Raw genomic sequence first — 17,627 nt, forward strand, 5'->3', positions numbered from 1 at the left:
TCGCCGGGGTCTTATCTCTGTGACGGATGCCAGAAGGTCACCTGCTTTTCTATCAGCACCATCAGCCCATAAAACGCGCTGCCCGCAAGCGCCGCAATCACAATCTCTGCCCAGACCATGTCGAGCGCAAGCTGACCGAAGCTGGTGGAAATGCGAAAGCCCATCCCCACGGTGGGCGAGCCGAAGAATTCGGCAACGATCGCCCCGATCAGCGCCAGCGTCGTCCCGATCTTCAATCCGTTGAAAATGAACGGCATCGCCGCAGGCAGGCGCAGTTTCAGCAGCGTCGGCCAGTAGCCCGCACCATAGGTCCGCATCAGGTCGCGCTGCATCGCCGTGGTGTCGCGCAGACCCGCCACCGTGTTCACGAGGATCGGAAAGAAAACCATGACGGCGACCACCGCCGCCTTGGACTGCCAGTCGCTGCCCAGCCATTTGACGAAAATCGGCGCGGTCCCCACGATGGGCAGCGCAGCCATGAAGCTCCCCACCGGCAATATCCCCCGCGTCAGGAACTCCGACCGGTCGGCCAGGATCGCCACGCCAAAGGCCGCGAGCCCCCCGATGATATAGCCCGACATTGCCCCCTTGATGATCGTCTGCTCGAAATCCGCCCAAAGCCGCGGTCCTTCGCTTAGGAGCCGTTCGAAAATCGCGGAAGGTGCGGGCAGGATCACCGGGTTGATCTCGAACCCCCGCACCAGCAATTCCCAGACGATCAGAACCGTGATGCCGAAAATCGCGGGCACCGCGATCTTGACGCCCCAATTGTCCGACGCCGCCCCGTTGGCCAGCCGGACATTCAGGTACCAGCCCGCCACCCAGATCAGAAGTGCCAGAACCGCCCAGATCATGCCGCCGCCATCCCCATGCGCCGCAGGGTCATCCGCTCGATCAGCCCGAAGAGTCCCACGAGGGCGGCTGCGGTGATCGCCGCCGCGAAAAGCGCGGCCCAGGATACCAGCGGTTGCCCGTACTGATCCCCCACCAGCATCCGCGCCCCGAACCCCGCCTTGGCCCCCGTGGGGAGCTCCGCCACGATGGTCCCCACCAGCGACGCCGAAATCCCGATCTTGAGAGAGGCAAAGAGATAGGGGACCGAGGCCGGCAGCCGCAGCTTCCAGAACCCTTGGCCGTTCGACGCATGATAGGTGCGCAATAGATCAAGCTGCATCCCGTCCGGGCTGCGCAACCCCTTCACCATGCCCACGACCACCGGAAAGAAACTCAGATAGGCCGCGATCAGCGACTTCGGAAACAGCCCCTGTATCCCCATCGACCCCAGCACCACGATGATCATCGGTGCCAGCGCCAGGATCGGAATGGTCTGGCTGACGATGGCCCAGGGCATCACGCTGCGGTCCATGACGCGCGAATAGACGATCCCCACCGCCAGCAATATCCCCAACCCCGTGCCGATGACGAAGCCCAGAAGCGTCGGCGCCAGCGTCACCCATCCATGGTAAACCAGCGACCGCTTAGAGGTGATCTTCTTCTCCGCCGTCGTCTCCCACAACTCCACCGCCACCTGCTGCGGCGCGGGCAGCCGGGGCCGCACGAAATCATAGGTCAGCGGGATCAAATGCCTATTCCGCAACGCCAGCCCCAGCCCGCTCACCTCCTGCCGCATGGCAGGCTCCCCAGGCGTCACAACCAGCCCATCCCGCTGCGCCTGATCCGCGACCAGATGCATGTTCATCGGGATGACAGCCAGCAGCCAGAAGCCCAGGATCGCCGCCACCACGGTCAGGACAGGCAGGATCGACCTCACGATCCGCCCCCACAGGGCATGAACGGCAGACCCTTCTTCTTTCCAATACGACTCATCCCCGGCTGCACCACGCACAGCGGCAGCCGTTTCAGCCCCCACCCGCGATGAGCCCCCGCCAGGGGCGCGAAGAGCCTCCCCCTAGTCATCATAGGAATGCCCCGCCCGAAGCCCCTCGCGCACCCGATGCGCAATCTCCAGGAATTCCGGCGTATCGCGAATGTCCAAAGGCCGCTCCTTTGGCAAAGGACTCTCTATCACATCCGTGATCCGCCCGGGTCGAGGTGACATCACCACGATCTTGCTCGACAGATACACCGCCTCAGGGATCGAATGGGTCACAAAGGCAATCGTCTTCCCGGTCCGCTCCCACAGCTTCAACAACTGCTCATTCAGATGATCCCGCACGATCTCGTCGAGCGCCCCGAAAGGCTCGTCCATCAGCAGGATATCCGCGTCAAAGCTCAAAGCCCGCGCAATCGACGCCCGCTGCTGCATCCCCCCCGAGAGTTGCCACGGGAATTTCCGCTCAAACCCCGCAAGGTCCACCAGCTCGAGCACGCGTCGAACCCGCTCCGCCTGCTCAGGCCTTGGCACACCCATAATCTCCAAAGGCAGCCGAATATTCCCCCCAATCGTCCGCCATGGATACAGCCCCGCTGCCTGAAACACGTACCCATAGGCCCTCGCCCGCCGCGCCTCCGCCGGAGACACCCCGTTCACCGTCACCGTCCCCCCGGTGGGCTGCTCCAAGTCCGCCATGACCCGCAAAAACGTCGTCTTCCCGCAGCCCGATGGCCCGATGAAAGACACGAAATCCCCCGCCTCGATCTCAAGGTTCACGTCCTTGAGCGCGTGGATGGGGCCGTCGTTCGTCTGGAAGGTCAGGTCGAGGGATTGGGCTGAAATAACGCTTGTCATTTGGCTGAACCGATCAACGCATCTACGAAAGGATCGCTTTCAACTATCCCGTACTCTACCAATTCCGCTATCTTCTGGTGATTTTGCCTGATCTCCAGATCACATTTGTAGCCCCTTTCCCAAGACTCCTTGTCATCCAACATTCTCGTTAGAGTGTTGATGTAGTGACCTACAGCATCAGCCGTGGTGCAAACGTCCGCTAAGAAGCCATCGCCCACGGAATTATGTTGCTCCCCATAGACATTCGAACGACGCCTTGTAAATCTGTCGAATTTCCAGACCGTTCCACGGTCGTCAATTTCTGTTAGGAGAACAGAACCATGAGCCAACGCCGCCCTAAACTGGTAAAGTTCATCGAGTTGGTACTGCAACCATTGTAGATTGAGTGTGCCATCGCCAAACATCGGAACTTGCTTTAATTTCGGCATGTGAGCAATTGCATGGATGAGAAAGTCCGTCTTCTCTTTTAAGTGACGCGGAAATTTTTTGCTGAGAGACGTGGCAAAGTCAGGTGCTTTCTCATTGACTGTCAAAACGAACTTGTCGTGCGCCCATTCTAGGTTGGACAACTCAACCATCGTCCGACCAATCGTGCCGAAGTTCGCACTTTCCTTTTCAAACCCAACGGGGTTTTGATGGTACATCAAATCCCCGCCGGAATATTCAACGGATCGCGCTTGATCATCTTCGGGCTCGTCAAAGCCTTCCACTTCGACAACGCCACCGACGCAGACGGGAACGCCGGACGCGGCACAAACTTTCCCCGCCCCGGCTGCGGCTGCGAGTTCTGCCCCCAGGCCCAGATCACGTCCCCCCGGCTCAGCGTATACCGCGCATTCGCCGTCACCTCGAAGCCCTCGAACACGTTGTAATCCAAAATCGAATGATGGTTCGCCGGCGAAATCGTCTTGGTGATCTTGGGATCCCACACCACGATATCGGCATCCGCCCCTTCAACAATCGCACCCTTGCGCGGGTAGATGTTCAAAATCTTCGCCACATTGGTCGAGGTACAGGCGACGAACTCGTTCGGTGTCAACCGCCCCGTCTCAACCCCTTCCGTCCACAAAACAGACAGCCGCTCCTCCAACCCGTTCGACCCGTTCGGAATGATCCGGAAATCATTGCGCCCCGCCCGCTTCTGCTCGGTATTGAACGCCGCGTGATCCGTCGCAACCACCTGCAACGACCCGGCCTGAAGACCCGCCCAAAGCGAATCCTGATGGTCCTTCGACCGGAACGGCGGCGACATCACCCGCCGCGCCGCATGGTCCCAATCCTTGTTGAAATATTCCGTCTCATCCAGCGTCAGAAACTGGATCAGCGGCTCCCCATAAACCCGCATCCCCTTCTGCCGCGCCCGCCGGATCGCCTCATGCGCCTGCTCACAGGACACGTGGACAATGTACAAAGGCACCCCCGCCGCATCCGCAATCGTGATCGCCCGGTTCGCCGCCTCGCCTTCCAACTCAGGCGGCCGCGAATAGGCATGCCCCTCCGGCCCGGTGATCCCTTCGTTGAAATATTTCTCCTGCAACTCCGCGACGAGGTCCCCATTCTCCGCATGCACCATCGGCAGCGCACCCAATTCGGCACAGCGCTTGAAAGAGGCGAACATCTCGTCGTCCTCGATCATCAGGGCGCCTTTGTAGGCCATGAAATGCTTGAACGAATTGACGCCCATATCCACGGCGTCCTTCATCTCGTTAAAGACGTTCTCGTCCCACCCGGTGATCGCCATGTGATAGCCGACGTCGGAGCAAATCTGCGGCGCCGACTTGCGGTGCCATTCGTTGATCGCGTTCTTGATCGACCCATCCGCCCCCGGCAGACAGAAATCCACCACCATCGTCGTCCCCCCACAGGCCGCCGCCCAGGTCCCGGTCTCGAAGGTCTCCGCCGCCGTCGTCCCCATGAACGGCATCTCCAGATGCGTATGCGGATCAATCCCGCCGGGGATCACATAGGCCCCCTCGGCATCGATACACTCGTCCCCCTTCAGGTCCTCCCCGATCTTGACGATTTTCTCGCTCTCGATCAGCACATCCGCTTCCCAGGTCCGGTCCGCCGTACAGACCTGCCCGCCCTTGATCACCTTGCTCATGTCAACTCTCCCGTCTTCATTCTCTTTCTGGCCCTATAAAGTCCCGGGGTCCGGGGCAGAGCCCCGAATGTCACACCGATCCGAAACATCCCAACGCCGGCCCATGCACGCCGATATCCAGCGGCCCGAAATCGCTCTCCACGCAAAGCGAAAAATACCCCGCCGTCGGCAGGTATACCACGCGATAGGTTCCATCCCCCTTCGACACCGACCAGCACCTTTGCGTGATCCCGCCCGAGAAATTCACCGTCACTTCCCGCGGCGCGCGGCGCGTAAGCTGAAAGGCCTCCGCCGTACGCCGCATAACCCGGTCCTCGGCGGCCATCGCCTCCGCGATCTCCGCATCCAGCAGCGCGTCGATCCGCGCGCCGATGGAGAGCTCCGGCTCGATCACGCGCACCCCGGAGTTTTCGAAAACTCCGGCCCGATTTCTTCGAAGAAATCGATCACCCCACGACCTCCGCCGTCTCGACAACCGCATGCATCAGCACATCCGCGCCCGCCTGCGCCCATTCGCGCGTGATCTCCTCCGCCTCGTTGTGGCTTAGCCCGTCCACACAAGGGCACATCACCATCGCCGTCGGTGCCACCCGGTTGATCCAGCAGGCATCATGCCCGGCCCCAGAAATCAGGTTCATATGGGAATACCCCAACCGCTCCGCCGCATTCCGAATGGCCGAAACACAGCCTTCGTCAAAGGCCACCGGATCGAACCCGCCGACCTTCTCAAAGGCGATCTCCAGCCCCATGTCATCGGCGACCTTCTGGCCCTCGATACGCAGGCGCTTCTCCATATCCTCGATCACACTCAGTTCCGGCGACCGGAAATCCACCGTGAACACCACCTTCCCCGGGATCACATTGCGCGAGTTCGGATAGACGTCGATATGCCCCGCCGCCCCCACTGCATGCGGCTTATGGGACCAGGCAATCTCATCCACCTTCTCCAGAATACGCGCCATCCCCAGCCCCGCGTTCTTCCGCATCGGCATCGGCGTTGAGCCCGTATGCGCATCCTTCCCCGTCACCGTCACCTGGGTCCAGGACAAGCCCTGCCCGTGTGTGACAACCCCGATGTCCTTGCCCTCGGCCTCCAGAATGGGCCCCTGCTCGATATGCAGTTCAAAGAATGCCTTCATCTTCCGCGCGCCTACTTCCTCGTCGCCGCGCCAGCCGATCCGCTGCAATTCATCGCCGAATTTCTTGCCCTCCGCATCGACGCGGTCATAGGCCCAGTCCTGCGTGTGAATCCCCGCAAACACCCCCGAGGACAGCATCGCCGGCGCATAGCGCGTGCCTTCCTCGTTGGTGAAATTTGTCACCACGATGGGATGCTTGGTTTTGATCCCGAGATCGTTCAGCGTCCGGATGATCTCCAGTCCCCCAAGCACACCCAGGACCCCGTCGTACTTTCCCCCCGTCGGCTGCGTATCCAGATGCGATCCGACATAGACCGGCAGCGCTTCCGGGTCCGTACCCTCGCGCCGCGCGAACATGTTGCCCATCTGGTCCAGCCCCATGGTACAGCCCGCGTCCTCACACCATTTCTGGAATAGCGCCCGGCCTTCGGCATCCGCATCGGTCAGCGTCTGGCGGTTGTTGCCGCCCGCCACGCCGGGGCCGATCTTGGCCATTTCCATCAGGCTGTCCCACAAACGGTCCGGGTTGATCTTGAGGTTCTCTCCGGGGGCGGGCATGGGCAGGCTCCTTCGGCTTTCGGCTGAAAATTTTTACCATTTGGTAAATCCACGATTACGGTTAGGCTGGTCCGTGTCAAGAACTGCTTTGGACGACTGCCCCCATGCACCGCACCAAGCCCGTTCCTGACGCAGCAGCCGGAGAAAGATAGTGCCAGACGGGTCGACCAAGAAGCCAAGCCGCATCCAGAGGCGCAACCGCCGCGTCATCCTCGACGCCGCGCTCGACGTCTTTTCCCGTCATGGCTACCGCGGCGCCACTCTGGACCAGATCGCGGCCGAGGCCGGGCTTTCAAAACCCAACATACTCTACTACTTCGACGGCAAGGAGGACATCCATGTCACCCTCCTGAGCCAGCTCATGGACACTTGGCTCGACCCGCTGGTCGAGATGAAACCCGATGGCGACCCGGTCGAGGAAATCCTGGCCTACGTCCGACGCAAACTCGACATGGCCCGGGAGTTGCCCCGGGAAAGCCGCTTGTTCGCGGGTGAAATCCTGCAGGGCGCGCCACGTATGCGCCCGGAACTGGAGGGCCACCTCAAACCGCTCTTCGACGAGAAATGCGCGCTGATTGCCACATGGATCGAGCAGGGCCGACTGCCGCCGCTCGACCCCCGGCACCTGATCTTTTCGATCTGGGCGACCACCCAGCACTACGCGGATTTCGAAACCCAGGTCAGCCTCCTGATGGACGGGGAAAGCGATACGCACGCCAGTGCTGCGCGGCATCTCGAAACCATGTTTCGCAAGTTTTTGAGCATGCCGTAGCGGCTGATTAACCATCCGACGTGAAATTCAACCGCCTTAACCTTTCCTTCATTCTAAAAGCGCAATAAGGCGGATGGGTGGCGGGCTCCTCTGATCCAGACAGGAGCGCTGAATGTCTATTCTACTGCTTACAAATCCGTTTGCTCAGCCGACACAGCCCTCTTCTTCCCAGCCGACAGAAGGCAGCGGCACAACCGCAGTGCTTGGCCTCCAAGAGCCGGAGGCGGTCACGCCGAGCGAAGAAACCAACACCAGGAATGACAGCGGTTCATCCACCTCAAACTCGGGCGGCGGTGCCGGCGCTGGCGGAGAGGCCTCTCAGGCCCCGATCCGCTCGACCCGGACCAATTTCTCGCGCGCGCCCGATGCCGCTCCGATATCGGTCGTCAACGCGCAGGTAACCGACCGCGATCCCCTTGCTGCCCCGCCGGAGGAATTCGCCCGTCAGACCGCCATCGGCCTGATGGAGCGTCAGCGCAAGCTCGACCTCATAGACGGGCTCAAGAAAGCGCCAGAGGTCGTTGAACTGAACCCGCAGAAAGAGGCGAGCCCGATGCCGGACCCGCTGCCGACCTCACCTTTTCTCAAGCGCACCGGATCCTAGGGCTCCGCCGCCAACGGGCTATTCCGCTGCCTTCGCAGCCGGATTGTTGGGGTGGGTTGTCCAGTTGGCGTACTCCGGCTGGACAACCTTGCCCGTGCGCGGATCGGTCGTGCCCGGCGCCATCGCCTCCATGGTGATGCAATCCTCCACCGGGCAGACGTTGACGCAAAGGTTGCAGGCCACGCACTCCTCGTCGATCACGGAAAACACCCGGTCCTCCGACATCGCGATCGCCTGATGCGAGGTATCCTCACAGGCCGCAAAACAGCGCCCGCAGGAAATACAAAGGTCCTGGTTGATCTTGGCCTTGGCCACGTAATTGAGGTTCAGGTACTGCCAGTCCGTCACATTCGGCACCGCCGCCCCCACGAAATCGGCGGTCGAAGTATAGCCCTTCTCGTCCATCCACTCCGACAGCCCGCTGATCATCTCCTGCACGATCTTGAAGCCATAGGTCATCGCCGCCGTACAGACCTGCACGTTGCCGCAACCCAGCGTCATGAACTCCGCCGCATCGCGCCAGGTCGTGACCCCGCCAATCCCGCTGATCGGCAACCCGTGGGTTTCCGGGTTCCGCGCGATCTCCGACACCATCGACATGGCAATCGGCTTGACCGCAGGCCCGCAATAGCCCCCGTGCGATCCCTTCCCGTCAATAGACGGCTCCGGCGACATCGTATCGAGGTTCACGGAAGTGATCGAATTGATCGTATTGATCAGCGACACCGCGTCCGCCCCGCCCCGTTTCGCCGCCGCCGCAGGCTTGCGAATATCGGTGATGTTGGGGGTCAACTTCACGATCACGGGCTTGGAGTAATATTGCTTGCACCAGCGCGTCACCATCTCGATGTACTCCGGCACCTGCCCCACGGCGGAGCCCATGCCGCGCTCGCTCATCCCGTGCGGGCAGCCGAAGTTCAGCTCGATCCCATCCGCCCCGGTCTCCTCCACCAAGGGCAGGATCGCCTTCCACGCCCCTTCCTCGCAAGGCACCATGATCGACACGATCACCGCGCGGTCGGGGTAGTCCGCCTTGACGCGCTTGATCTCTTCGAGGTTGGTGAAAAGGTCCCGGTCGGTGATCAACTCGATGTTGTTCAGCCCCAGCAACCGCCGATCCGCCCCGTAAATCGCCCCATAGCGCGGCCCATTCACGTTCACGACAGGCGGCCCCTCTGAGCCGAGGGTTTTCCACACCACACCACCCCAGCCCGCCTCGAAGGCGCGGCGCACGTTGTATTCCTTGTCCGTCGGCGGGGCCGAGGCCAGCCAGAAGGGATTGGGGGATGTGATCCCGAGGAAGTTCGAAGTCAGATCAGCCATATGGGCCTCCCGTTGTTGTTCCTGCCGCCTGTCATGGCGGCTTCATTCAGGTTCCGGACTGGTGGTCCGGGCAATAGTAGGACGTCCTGCCGCCCACCGTCTTTTTCGTGATCTTTCCATCGCAGCGCGTGCAGGCGTCCCCATCCTCGCGGTGGTGTATCAGCCAGTCGTCAGGTAGCTTCGAATAGGTCGCATCGGTATCCACCACAGCGCGCAGGATATCCCTCACGGCGCGGTGCAACTCGCTCACCTTTCCCGCTTCCAGCTTGTTCGCTTTCGCCTCAGGGTCAATCCCGGTTCGATAAAGCGCCTCGTCCGCCCAGAGATTGCCGACTCCCGCAAGCTTCTTTTGACTCAGCAGCGCCGATTTGATCGCACCTTTCGTCTTGCCGATGGTCTCGGAAAAGGCGTTGTCCCCGATCTCAAGCGCGTCCGGACCGAGACCCTTGTCCGCGATGAATTCGTCCACATCCTCAACCAGCCGGACCAGTCCGAATTTGCGCGGATCGCGGAAATGCAGCCGGTTGCCGCCCTCGAACTTCACCGTGAACCGGATGAAGTCAGGCAACTCCGCCCCTTCCTCCAGCACACGAACGGAGCCGGCCATACCAAGGTGAATGTGCAGCCAGGGCCCATCCTTGGAGCCGACAAAGATATACTTGCCATGCCGGTGCGTGCGGCTGAACTGGGTGCCGACAAAACGCGCCCTCTCGTCCTCGCTCGGCAATTCCACGTGGCTCACCTCGCCCAGATCGAAACCTTCGATCGTCCGGTGCAGGGCACCGGCGTCAATGCGCCTGCGCGCCGCTTCGCATTCGGGCAATTCAGGCATCAGGCCACCCCCTTTGAAAGGCCGCGATGCGTCATCCGGGCTTCCTGAAAATCATTTCGACCGGTTCGATATCGCCCGATCCCACACCCTGCGCCATGTTCGCCGCCTTCTGTGGCGCGGTCTCTCCCATCAGCAGGGGCAGCCCGACCGCGGGCGGGCCGCTTTCGGCGATGCGCCGCTGCATCTCGGCGAAAAACGCCTTTGCCACCTCGCCCTTGCCCGCCTGATGCGTGCAGGTGAACCCGGCAGCCTCCCCCGCAGCAAGGTACTCGTCCGGCTTTTCCAGGAACGAGAACGACGGCTCTTCCGCCCAAGGCAGCGGAAAGGGCGGGTGCCTGCCCTTCAGCATCACGTCGTAAACGGCAAAGACACCGCCCGGCACCAGCACGCGCGAGACCTCGGAAAACAGCCGCGCCTTGTCGGGCAAGTTCATGCCAACGTGCAGGATCGTCGCCGCATCGAAACTTTCGTCCCCGAACGGCAGATCGAGCGCGCTGCCGACCTCGAACCGAATGTCCAGCCCAACGAGGCCCGACAGCTTGCGCGCCGTCTCCACGAACTCCGGCGTGAGGTCGACACCCGTCACCTGCGCACCGTAGGTATGGGCCATGTGGCGCGCCGTGCCGCCAAGCCCCGAGCCAACGTCGAGAACCCGGGTGTCACTCCCGAACCCCAGCGGATCAAGCAGCGCCCGCGTCGCCGGAAAGCCGCCGATGTGGAATTCGTCGATGGGCTTCAGATCGCCGAGGCCGATCTGCTCGGGGGTCTTTCCGTTCGCCTCGAAGGCAGCCATGATCGTGCCGAAAAGATCGGTCTGCGCGTAATGCGCAACGATGTTATCCTCCGGTCCGGCCATGGCGATTTCCTCCGCTTTTTCGCTTGGTCTACCACATCACCCCGTCAATTTCGCGTGGATATCCATCGCCGCGTCCCGCCCCTCGGCCACCGCCGTGACGGTCAGATCATCGCCACCGGAAGCACAATCGCCGCCGGCCCAGACGCCCTCGACGCTGGTGCGTCCCTGCGCGTCCACCTTGATCTTGCGCTGTGCCAGCTCCGGGAGATCGCCGTCCACAAGCCGCTGGCCAATGGCACGAAACACGTGGTCGGCGGGGATACGCAGACTCTGGCCCGTGCCTTTCATGTTGCCGTCCACATATTCGAACTCGATCTCGCGCACCGCGCCGTTGCCGTGCACCGCTTTCGGCACCGCATGGGTCACGATCCGCACGCCTTTTGATGCGGCAAGATCCTGTTCAAAAACGCTCGCATTCATCCGGTCGCGTCCGCGCCGGTAGACAAGGGTGACATTCAAAGCCCCCAAAAGCTTGGCCTGCACGGCGGCATCCACCGCCGTCATCCCGCCGCCGATCACGACGACATCGCGCCCAATCGGTACGTCCGCCACATCGGTGGCCTGGCGCAGATCGGCAATGAAATCCACCGCATCGCGCACGCCGTCCTTGTCCTCGCCCTCGGCACCCAGCGCGTTCACGCCGCCCAGCCCCATGCCAAGGAAAACCGCATCATACTCATCGCGCAACTGCGCCAGCGTCACATCCCGGCCCAAAGCGGTCTCATACCGCATCTCGATCCCGCCGATCTTCAAGAGCCAATCCACCTCCGCCTGCGCAAACCCGCCGGGTGTCTTGTAGGCCGCGATCCCGAACTCATTCAGCCCGCCCGGCTTTGCCCGCGCGTCCATCACCACCACGTCATGCCCCAGCATCGCCAGCCGGTGCGCACAGGAGAGCCCCGCAGGCCCCGCCCCCACCACGGCCACGGTTTTGCCCGTGACCGCAGCGCGGGAGAACGGATGGATGCCCTGTTCCTGCAGATGGTCCGTCGCATAGCGCTGCAACTGCCCGATCAGCACCGGCTTGCCCTCGGCCGCCTCGCGCACGCAGACCTCCTCGCAGAGTGTCTCGGTCGGGCAGACGCGCGCGCACATGCCCCCCATGATGTTCTGGCTCAGGATCGTCTTGGCCGCTGCGTCCGGCGTGCCCGTCGCGATCTGCCGGATGAACAGCGGAATGTCGATGTCCGTGGGACAGGCCGTGATACAGGGCGCGTCATGGCAGAAATAGCAACGATCCGCAGCGACAAGCGCCTCGTGCGGGTCCAGCCGGGGATGCAAATCCGAGAAATGTTCGGCGTAGCTTTCCGCGGCCAAACGACCTGCCTTGATGCCCGATTGAAAGACGTCTGATCCCATCTGGTCCATCCCTGTTCACTGGTTCTGAAAAATGCTCACACGGAATGATTTTTTTATCAACTGGTAAAATTATTTCGGGCGTGTGAAATTTTCTGCGCAAACAACCGCCAATTAGGCGTGTCCTGGGGGAATTCCTTGCTTTTCAGCTGATTCCACTCGATACCGGTGAACGCAACGCGAACGACTCTCGACCCGACCTGCCTTTACGGGCTTTGGAACGATCACGACTTCGTCCGAGCCACGCTGCCGCATCCTGCGGGCAGATTTACTAAAGGAGACACAGGTCATGGCATCTGGAACAGTCAAGTGGTTCAACACCACAAAAGGTTACGGCTTTATCGCCCCCGACGAGGGCGGCAAGGACATCTTCGTACACATCTCCGCGGTTGAGCGCGCGGGCCTCACGGGCCTTGCCGACAATCAGAAGGTGACGTTCGAAGTGCAGGCAGGCCGCGACGGCCGCGAAAGCGCGGACAACATCGCACTGGCCTGAGCCAACGGCATCTCGTCGAAGATCACGGGCGCCTCGGCGCCCGTTTTCGTGTGGCGGGTCCCGTAGGATGGGTGCTTGCACCCATCAGAGATTTGGCCGGGCAAGATGGGTGCAAGCACCCATCCTACGGCGCGTTCCAATCCACACCTGTCGCCTCTTCAATCCGCAACCGCCCGTTCGGCCAAGGCCGCATCATGACGCGCGCCTCTTCCTCCGAACCGGTCAGCCAGCCAGCGACATCGCTTTCTTCCAACAGAACCCCCATCCGGTGATGGATCGGTGCCACGTCCTCGTTCGGCGGGCAGGTTACCGTGGCGACCTGCGGCACCTCCATCCCACCCGGCGCATTCCAGACATCGGTGATCGCAGCAAAGAACAGCGGCCCCCCATCCCTGTCAGCAATCCGCCACGCGGTCTTGCGCCGGGTCTCGCCCGTCCATTCGTACCAGCCGCTCACCGGCACCACGGCGCGGCCCACGCCTTCGTAGGCGGTCTTGTCAAAGACCGTCTCAGAGCGCGCATTGATCAGCGTCTCCATCACCGGACGGCCCCGCGCGTTGACCCTGCCCACCGGAATGATCCCCCAGCGCATCAGTTTCAGCCCCGCCTCAGTCAGCGTGATGATCTGTTGCCCCGGCGCGATGTTCTGGCGTGGCCGTTCCGCTGCCACATGCTCGGCCGGCGTCCCCAGAAATAGCCGCCCGGGCAATGCCTAATCCTCGATCCGGGTGATCAGCTCCAGCACCTTAGGGCCCACGCTCTCGACGATCCGCGCCACCCCTTCGGCATTGGGATGGATGCCGTCCGCCTGGAAGAACGGCCGCAGCGCGGCAGGGTCCGGCGTGCCTTCACCGTCACGCAAACCGGCAAAGAAACTGTCGAGGTAAAGACTGCCATAGGTCTCCGCCAATTCCGGATAGATCGCATCGAACGCGGCCTTGTAATCGGGGCCATAGTTGTTCGGCGCCTCCATCCCGATCAGCAGAACCTCGACATCGGCGGTCCCTGCCGCCTGCATAATCCCGTCGAGGTTCGCCCGCGCCTGCGCCGGATCGAGCCCGCGCAGCACATCGTTGCCGCCCAGCGCCACGATCACCCCGTCGACCTCGGGGGTCAGCGTCCAGTCCACCCGCGCCAGACCGCCCGCCGTCGTATCCCCCGAAACGCCCGCATTGATCAGCCGCACCTCGGCCCCCTGCGCGGCGAGCCAGCCTTCGAGCTGCGGCACGAAGCCGTCTTCGGTCACAAGCCCATATCCCTGCGTCAGGCTGTCGCCCAATGCAGCAATCACCACCTCCTCGGCCTGCGCCATCCCGGCCAGCATCAGAACAATGCCCGTCAACGCCTTGCGCATACCACTCAACGCTCCATATCCAGATGAACCGCAGCCAGAGGCCCGTTCATGTCCGATCCCGTCTTTCACCTTTCAGATGTGATGCTTTCGCTCAAGGGCAATGCCGGGTCGGTCGATATTCTGCGCGGCATCAGCCTGGATGTGCAACCGGGCGAGACGATTGCGCTGACCGGTCCCTCTGGCTCCGGCAAATCCTCACTCCTGATGGTGATGGGCGGGCTGGAGCAGGCGACGGGGGGCACCGTGCGCGCGCTGGGGCAGGACCTGACAGCGATGAACGAGGACGCGCTGGCGCGCTTTCGGCTGGGCCGGATGGGCATCGTGTTCCAGTCCTTCCACCTCATTCCCACCATGACCGCGCTGGAAAACGTCGCCACGCCGCTGGAACTTGCAGGTATGCACGACGCCTTCGACCAGGCCGAGGATGCGCTGAAAACCGTGGGCCTCGGCCACCGCACCGGGCATTACCCCGCGCAACTTTCGGGGGGCGAACAACAGCGCGTGGCGCTCGCCCGCGCCTGCGCGCCGCGCCCCGCGATCCTCTTGGCCGATGAACCCACCGGCAACCTCGACAGCGTCAACGGCGCGGCGATCATGGACCTGCTTTTCGACCTGCGCGACCGCGACGGGGCAACGCTGGTGCTGGTCACCCATGACCCCGCGCTTGCCGAGCGCTGCGACCGCGCCGTCACCCTCGCCGACGGGCGCTTGGCATGAGCCTTGGCCTCGCCGCACGCCTTGCCCGCCGCGAGATGCGCGGCGGATTGCGCGGTTTCCGCCTGCTGCTCGCCTGCCTTGCCCTTGGCGTTGCCGCCATCGCCGCCGTAGGCTCCGTCCGGTCCGCCATCGAAGCGGGCCTCGCCCGCGAGGGGGCCGCACTCCTGGGCGGGGATGCCGAGCTCGACTTCACCTATCGCTTCGCCACACCGGAAGAACGCGCCTGGATGGAAGACCGCGCCACCGCCGTCTCCGAGATCGTCGAATTCCGCTCCATGGCCGTCGTGGGAGACGACCGCGCGCTGACCCAGATCAAGGGCGTCGATAGCGCCTATCCGCTCATCGGCGAGATCGTTCTGGACCCCACGATCCCCCTCGACACGGCCCTCGCGACCGATAACGGCATTCCCGGCGCCGTCATGGAGCGTGCCCTCTCCGACCGCCTCGGCATCGCGCCCGGCGATACGTTCCAGCTTGGCACCAAGACCTTCCGCCTCACCGCGCTGATCCTGCGCGAACCCGACTCAGCCGCCAGCGGCTTCGCCCTCGGCCCCCGCACACTCCTGCTCCGGGATGCGCTCGACGGCTCCGGCCTGCTCGCCCCCGGCACGCTTTTCAACAGCAAGTACCGCCTCGATCTGCCCGAGGGCACCGACCTCGCCGCGCTGGAAACGCAAGCCGAAGCGGCCTTCCAAAACGCTGGCATGCGCTGGACCGACGCCCGCAACGGCGCGCCGGGTGTCGCGCAGTTCGTCAACCGTCTCAGCGCCTTCTTGATCCTCGTCGGCCTGTCCGGCCTTGCCGTCGGCGGCGTCGGTGTTTCGGCAGCGGTGCGCGCCTACCTTCATGGCAAGACCGAAGTCATCGCCACCCTGCGCGCCCTCGGGGCCGACCGCGCAACGATCTTCCAGACTTATTTCATCCAGATCGGGACGCTGTCGCTCCTCGGCATCACCATCGGCCTCGCGCTCGGCGCTTTCCTCCCCCTCCTCCTCGCCCCGATCATCGAGGCCCGCCTCCCCGTCCCCGCCAGCTTCGCCATCTACCCCGCCCCGCTGGCCGAGGCCGCGATCTACGGCACGCTGACCGCTCTCGCCTTCACCCTCTGGCCGCTCGCGCGCAGCGAGGACGTACGCGCCGCCACCCTATTCCGCGATGCCTGGGCCGGGGCGCGCCACCTGCCCGCCGCGCGCTACCTCGTCGTCATCGCCCTGCTGGCCGCCGCGCTCATCGCCATCGCGGGCTGGTTCAACGGCTCCTGGTGGCTCACCCTCTGGACCCTCGGCGGCATCGCGGGCGCGCTCCTGATCCTCGCCCTTGCCGCCGTCCTCGTCCGCCTGCTCGCCAGCCGGGCGGCGCACATCACGCGCGGCTATCCGCGCCTCCGCTGGGCGCTCGCCGCGATCTCGGGCAGCGGCGAAGGCGCCGCCGCCGTTGTCTTGTCGCTGGGCCTTGGCCTCTCGGTCCTCGCCGCCGTGGGCCAGATCGACGGCAACCTGCGGCAGGCGATCTCCGGCAACCTGCCCGAGATCGCGCCCAGCTACTTCTTCGTCGATATCCAGAAAGACCAGATGCCCGGCTACACCGAGCGGCTGGAAACCGACCCCGCCGTCAGCCGCATCGACAGCGCCCCCATGCTGCGCGGCGTGATCACCCAGATCAACGGGCAACCTGCGGCAGAGGTGGCGGGCGATCACTGGGTGCTGCGGGGCGACCGGGGCCTGACCTATGCCGCCACCCCGGATGAAAATACCGTGATCACCGCGGGCGAATGGTGGCCCGAGGACTACAGCGGCCCGCCCCTCATCAGCTTCGCCGCCGAGGAGGCCGAGGAAATGGGCCTCGCCTTGGGCGACACGCTTACCGTCAACATCCTCGGGCGTGATATCACCGGCACGATCACCTCCTTCCGCGAAGTCGATTTCTCCACCGCCGGGATCGGCTTTATCCTCGCCATGAACCCCGCGGCCCTCGCCGGGGCACCGCACACCTTCATCTCCACCGTCTACGCCGAGGAAGCGGCCGAGGCCGCGATCCTGCGCGACCTCGCGGGCCAGTATCCTAATATCACCGCCGTCCGCGTCCGCGACGCCATCGACCGGGTGTCCTCCGTCCTCTCCAGCCTCGCCGCCGCCACCTCCTACGGCGCGCTTGCCACGCTGATCACCGGCTTCATCGTCCTGATCGGCGCCGCCGCCGCCGGGGCCGAGGCGCGCACCTTCGAGGCGGCCGTGCTCAAAACCCTCGGTGCCCCCCGCCGGCAGATCGCGCTCAGCTTTGTCCTGCGCGCAGGGCTTCTTGGCCTCTTCGCAGGCACCGTCGCCCTATTCGCCGGAGCCATGGGCGGATGGGCGGTGAGCCATTACATCATGGAAACCGATTTCACCCTGATCTGGTCCTCCGCCGTGCTCATCGTGCTGGGCGGTGTCGCCGCTACGATCCTCGCCGGACTGGGATTTGCCCTCCGGTCCCTCAACGCACGCCCCGCGCAAGTCCTGCGCTCGCGCGAATGAAAGCCCCTTGCCCTCCCCCCACCTTGCCCGAGGTCACGCCGATTTCCTGCTGAACACATCGCTACCCCCTTGGGACAACGCCGCAGGCGCGTTGATCTGGGAGCGCGCGGGCTGTCACTTGGAGATGCTGGACGGCCGCCCCTACAACGCCGCTCGAGACAAAGAGCATTTGCTGGTGGCAACAGATCGCACCATGTGGAACCGGTTGGCAATGGTCTTAGACTTTTGACGTAAGGTGGGGTTCAACCCCACCTTACACAGGTGATCCTGAGCGAGAGGTCACACGCAGTTCGGGCATCGCACTCCCCGGAGGG

18 protein-coding genes are annotated in these 17,627 nt (G+C 63.4%); 5 read left to right on the forward strand and 13 right to left on the reverse strand.

The features are described from left to right. Positions 1 to 11 precede the first annotated feature (11 nt). The 7 genes from AB2B41_RS16250 to AB2B41_RS16280 all read right to left on the reverse strand — a co-directional run bounded on the left by AB2B41_RS16250 (position 12) and on the right by AB2B41_RS16280 (position 6,490). The gene (locus tag AB2B41_RS16250; protein WP_367878865.1) at positions 12 to 854 is read right to left on the reverse strand and encodes an ABC transporter permease; all 843 of its coding nucleotides are present in this window, start codon (positions 852 to 854) and stop codon (positions 12 to 14) included. Then, a complete protein-coding gene (locus AB2B41_RS16255; protein WP_367878866.1) occupies positions 851 to 1,771 on the reverse strand; it encodes an ABC transporter permease in 921 nt (306 codons plus the stop codon). Before AB2B41_RS16255 ends, AB2B41_RS16250 begins: the two co-directional genes overlap by 4 nt. A 138-nt stretch (positions 1,772 to 1,909) precedes the next feature. After that, positions 1,910 to 2,689 carry an ABC transporter ATP-binding protein gene (locus AB2B41_RS16260; RefSeq protein ID WP_367878867.1) on the reverse strand — a complete coding sequence of 260 codons (780 nt, stop codon included), beginning with the start codon at positions 2,687 to 2,689 and terminating at the stop codon, positions 1,910 to 1,912. Further along, positions 2,686 to 3,399 (reverse strand): hypothetical protein, encoded by a 714-nt coding sequence (locus tag AB2B41_RS16265; protein ID WP_367878868.1) that lies wholly within the window; start codon positions 3,397 to 3,399, stop codon positions 2,686 to 2,688. Before AB2B41_RS16265 ends, AB2B41_RS16260 begins: the two co-directional genes overlap by 4 nt. Next, the gene (hydA, locus tag AB2B41_RS16270; RefSeq protein ID WP_367878869.1) at positions 3,333 to 4,793 is read right to left on the reverse strand and encodes a dihydropyrimidinase; all 1,461 of its coding nucleotides are present in this window, start codon (positions 4,791 to 4,793) and stop codon (positions 3,333 to 3,335) included. The genes AB2B41_RS16265 and hydA overlap by 67 nt, the downstream gene beginning before the upstream one ends. Before the next feature lie 70 nt (positions 4,794 to 4,863). Continuing rightward, entirely contained in the window at positions 4,864 to 5,187 is a 324-nt protein-coding gene (locus AB2B41_RS16275; protein WP_367878870.1) for a hypothetical protein, read from the reverse strand. A gap of 52 nt (positions 5,188 to 5,239) precedes the next feature. Then, entirely contained in the window at positions 5,240 to 6,490 is a 1,251-nt protein-coding gene (locus AB2B41_RS16280; RefSeq protein ID WP_367878871.1) for a Zn-dependent hydrolase, read from the reverse strand. Between the two features lie 151 nt (positions 6,491 to 6,641). On the opposite strand from AB2B41_RS16280, the gene AB2B41_RS16285 reads away from it, so the two are divergent. Both AB2B41_RS16285 and AB2B41_RS16290 read left to right on the forward strand, forming a co-directional pair. Further along, complete coding sequence (locus AB2B41_RS16285; protein WP_367878872.1) at positions 6,642 to 7,262, forward strand: TetR family transcriptional regulator C-terminal domain-containing protein; 621 nt, start codon at positions 6,642 to 6,644, stop codon at positions 7,260 to 7,262. Positions 7,263 to 7,374: 112 nt separating this feature from the next. After that, complete coding sequence (locus AB2B41_RS16290) at positions 7,375 to 7,866, forward strand: hypothetical protein (RefSeq protein ID WP_367878873.1); 492 nt, start codon at positions 7,375 to 7,377, stop codon at positions 7,864 to 7,866. Positions 7,867 to 7,884: 18 nt separating this feature from the next. Here the strand turns inward: AB2B41_RS16290 and preA are convergent, their stop codons facing one another. Genes preA through AB2B41_RS16310 form a run of 4 tightly spaced genes read right to left on the reverse strand, consistent with a single transcriptional unit; the run spans position 7,885 to position 12,236 of the window. Then, positions 7,885 to 9,189, reverse strand: coding sequence for an NAD-dependent dihydropyrimidine dehydrogenase subunit PreA (gene preA, locus AB2B41_RS16295; protein WP_367878874.1), 1,305 nt, complete (start codon positions 9,187 to 9,189; stop codon positions 7,885 to 7,887). A 46-nt stretch (positions 9,190 to 9,235) separates the two neighbouring features. Further along, positions 9,236 to 10,021: an Fpg/Nei family DNA glycosylase gene (locus AB2B41_RS16300; RefSeq protein WP_367878875.1), complete on the reverse strand. Its 786-nt coding sequence runs from the start codon at positions 10,019 to 10,021 to the stop codon at positions 9,236 to 9,238. A 31-nt stretch (positions 10,022 to 10,052) separates the two neighbouring features. Further along, positions 10,053 to 10,877 carry a class I SAM-dependent methyltransferase gene (locus tag AB2B41_RS16305; RefSeq protein WP_367878876.1) on the reverse strand — a complete coding sequence of 275 codons (825 nt, stop codon included), beginning with the start codon at positions 10,875 to 10,877 and terminating at the stop codon, positions 10,053 to 10,055. Between the two features lie 36 nt (positions 10,878 to 10,913). Then, positions 10,914 to 12,236, reverse strand: coding sequence for an NAD(P)-dependent oxidoreductase (locus tag AB2B41_RS16310; RefSeq protein ID WP_367878877.1), 1,323 nt, complete (start codon positions 12,234 to 12,236; stop codon positions 10,914 to 10,916). Positions 12,237 to 12,522: 286 nt separating this feature from the next. Here AB2B41_RS16310 and AB2B41_RS16315 point away from each other — a divergent pair, with 286 nt between their 5' ends. Continuing rightward, on the forward strand, positions 12,523 to 12,729 hold the full coding sequence (locus AB2B41_RS16315) for a cold-shock protein (protein WP_367878878.1): 207 nt from the start codon (positions 12,523 to 12,525) through the stop codon (positions 12,727 to 12,729). Between the two features lie 124 nt (positions 12,730 to 12,853). Here the strand turns inward: AB2B41_RS16315 and AB2B41_RS16320 are convergent, their stop codons facing one another. Beyond that, the gene (locus AB2B41_RS16320; RefSeq protein ID WP_367878879.1) at positions 12,854 to 13,438 is read right to left on the reverse strand and encodes an SOS response-associated peptidase; all 585 of its coding nucleotides are present in this window, start codon (positions 13,436 to 13,438) and stop codon (positions 12,854 to 12,856) included. 3 nt (positions 13,439 to 13,441) lie between these two features. Then, positions 13,442 to 14,083 carry an arylesterase gene (locus AB2B41_RS16325; protein WP_367878880.1) on the reverse strand — a complete coding sequence of 214 codons (642 nt, stop codon included), beginning with the start codon at positions 14,081 to 14,083 and terminating at the stop codon, positions 13,442 to 13,444. 48 nt (positions 14,084 to 14,131) lie between these two features. On the opposite strand from AB2B41_RS16325, the gene AB2B41_RS16330 reads away from it, so the two are divergent. Further along, positions 14,132 to 14,800, forward strand: a complete 669-nt coding sequence (locus AB2B41_RS16330; protein WP_367878881.1) for an ABC transporter ATP-binding protein — start codon at positions 14,132 to 14,134, stop codon at positions 14,798 to 14,800. Further along, positions 14,797 to 17,313 carry an ABC transporter permease gene (locus AB2B41_RS16335; protein ID WP_367878882.1) on the forward strand — a complete coding sequence of 839 codons (2,517 nt, stop codon included), beginning with the start codon at positions 14,797 to 14,799 and terminating at the stop codon, positions 17,311 to 17,313. The genes AB2B41_RS16330 and AB2B41_RS16335 overlap by 4 nt, the downstream gene beginning before the upstream one ends. The last annotated feature ends 314 nt before the right edge of the window (positions 17,314 to 17,627 follow it).

It is taken from the genome of Sulfitobacter sediminis, from assembly GCF_040811725.1.
Taxonomy (GTDB): Bacteria; Pseudomonadota; Alphaproteobacteria; order Rhodobacterales; family Rhodobacteraceae; genus Sulfitobacter; species Sulfitobacter sediminis.

Coding starts and splice junctions, on each gene's coding strand:
- AB2B41_RS16250 (WP_367878865.1), bottom strand. CDS start 854: ATGATCTGGGCGGTTCTGGCACTTCTGATCTGGGTGGCGGGCTGGTAC.
- AB2B41_RS16260 (WP_367878867.1), bottom strand. CDS start 2,689: ATGACAAGCGTTATTTCAGCCCAATCCCTCGACCTGACCTTCCAGACG.
- hydA (WP_367878869.1), bottom strand. CDS start 4,793: ATGAGCAAGGTGATCAAGGGCGGGCAGGTCTGTACGGCGGACCGGACC.
- AB2B41_RS16280 (WP_367878871.1), bottom strand. CDS start 6,490: ATGCCCGCCCCCGGAGAGAACCTCAAGATCAACCCGGACCGTTTGTGG.
- AB2B41_RS16290 (WP_367878873.1), top strand. CDS start 7,375: ATGTCTATTCTACTGCTTACAAATCCGTTTGCTCAGCCGACACAGCCC.
- preA (WP_367878874.1), bottom strand. CDS start 9,189: ATGGCTGATCTGACTTCGAACTTCCTCGGGATCACATCCCCCAATCCC.
- AB2B41_RS16300 (WP_367878875.1), bottom strand. CDS start 10,021: ATGCCTGAATTGCCCGAATGCGAAGCGGCGCGCAGGCGCATTGACGCC.
- AB2B41_RS16305 (WP_367878876.1), bottom strand. CDS start 10,877: ATGGCCGGACCGGAGGATAACATCGTTGCGCATTACGCGCAGACCGAT.
- AB2B41_RS16310 (WP_367878877.1), bottom strand. CDS start 12,236: ATGGGATCAGACGTCTTTCAATCGGGCATCAAGGCAGGTCGTTTGGCC.
- AB2B41_RS16315 (WP_367878878.1), top strand. CDS start 12,523: ATGGCATCTGGAACAGTCAAGTGGTTCAACACCACAAAAGGTTACGGC.
- AB2B41_RS16325 (WP_367878880.1), bottom strand. CDS start 14,083: ATGCGCAAGGCGTTGACGGGCATTGTTCTGATGCTGGCCGGGATGGCG.
- AB2B41_RS16330 (WP_367878881.1), top strand. CDS start 14,132: ATGTCCGATCCCGTCTTTCACCTTTCAGATGTGATGCTTTCGCTCAAG.
- AB2B41_RS16335 (WP_367878882.1), top strand. CDS start 14,797: ATGAGCCTTGGCCTCGCCGCACGCCTTGCCCGCCGCGAGATGCGCGGC.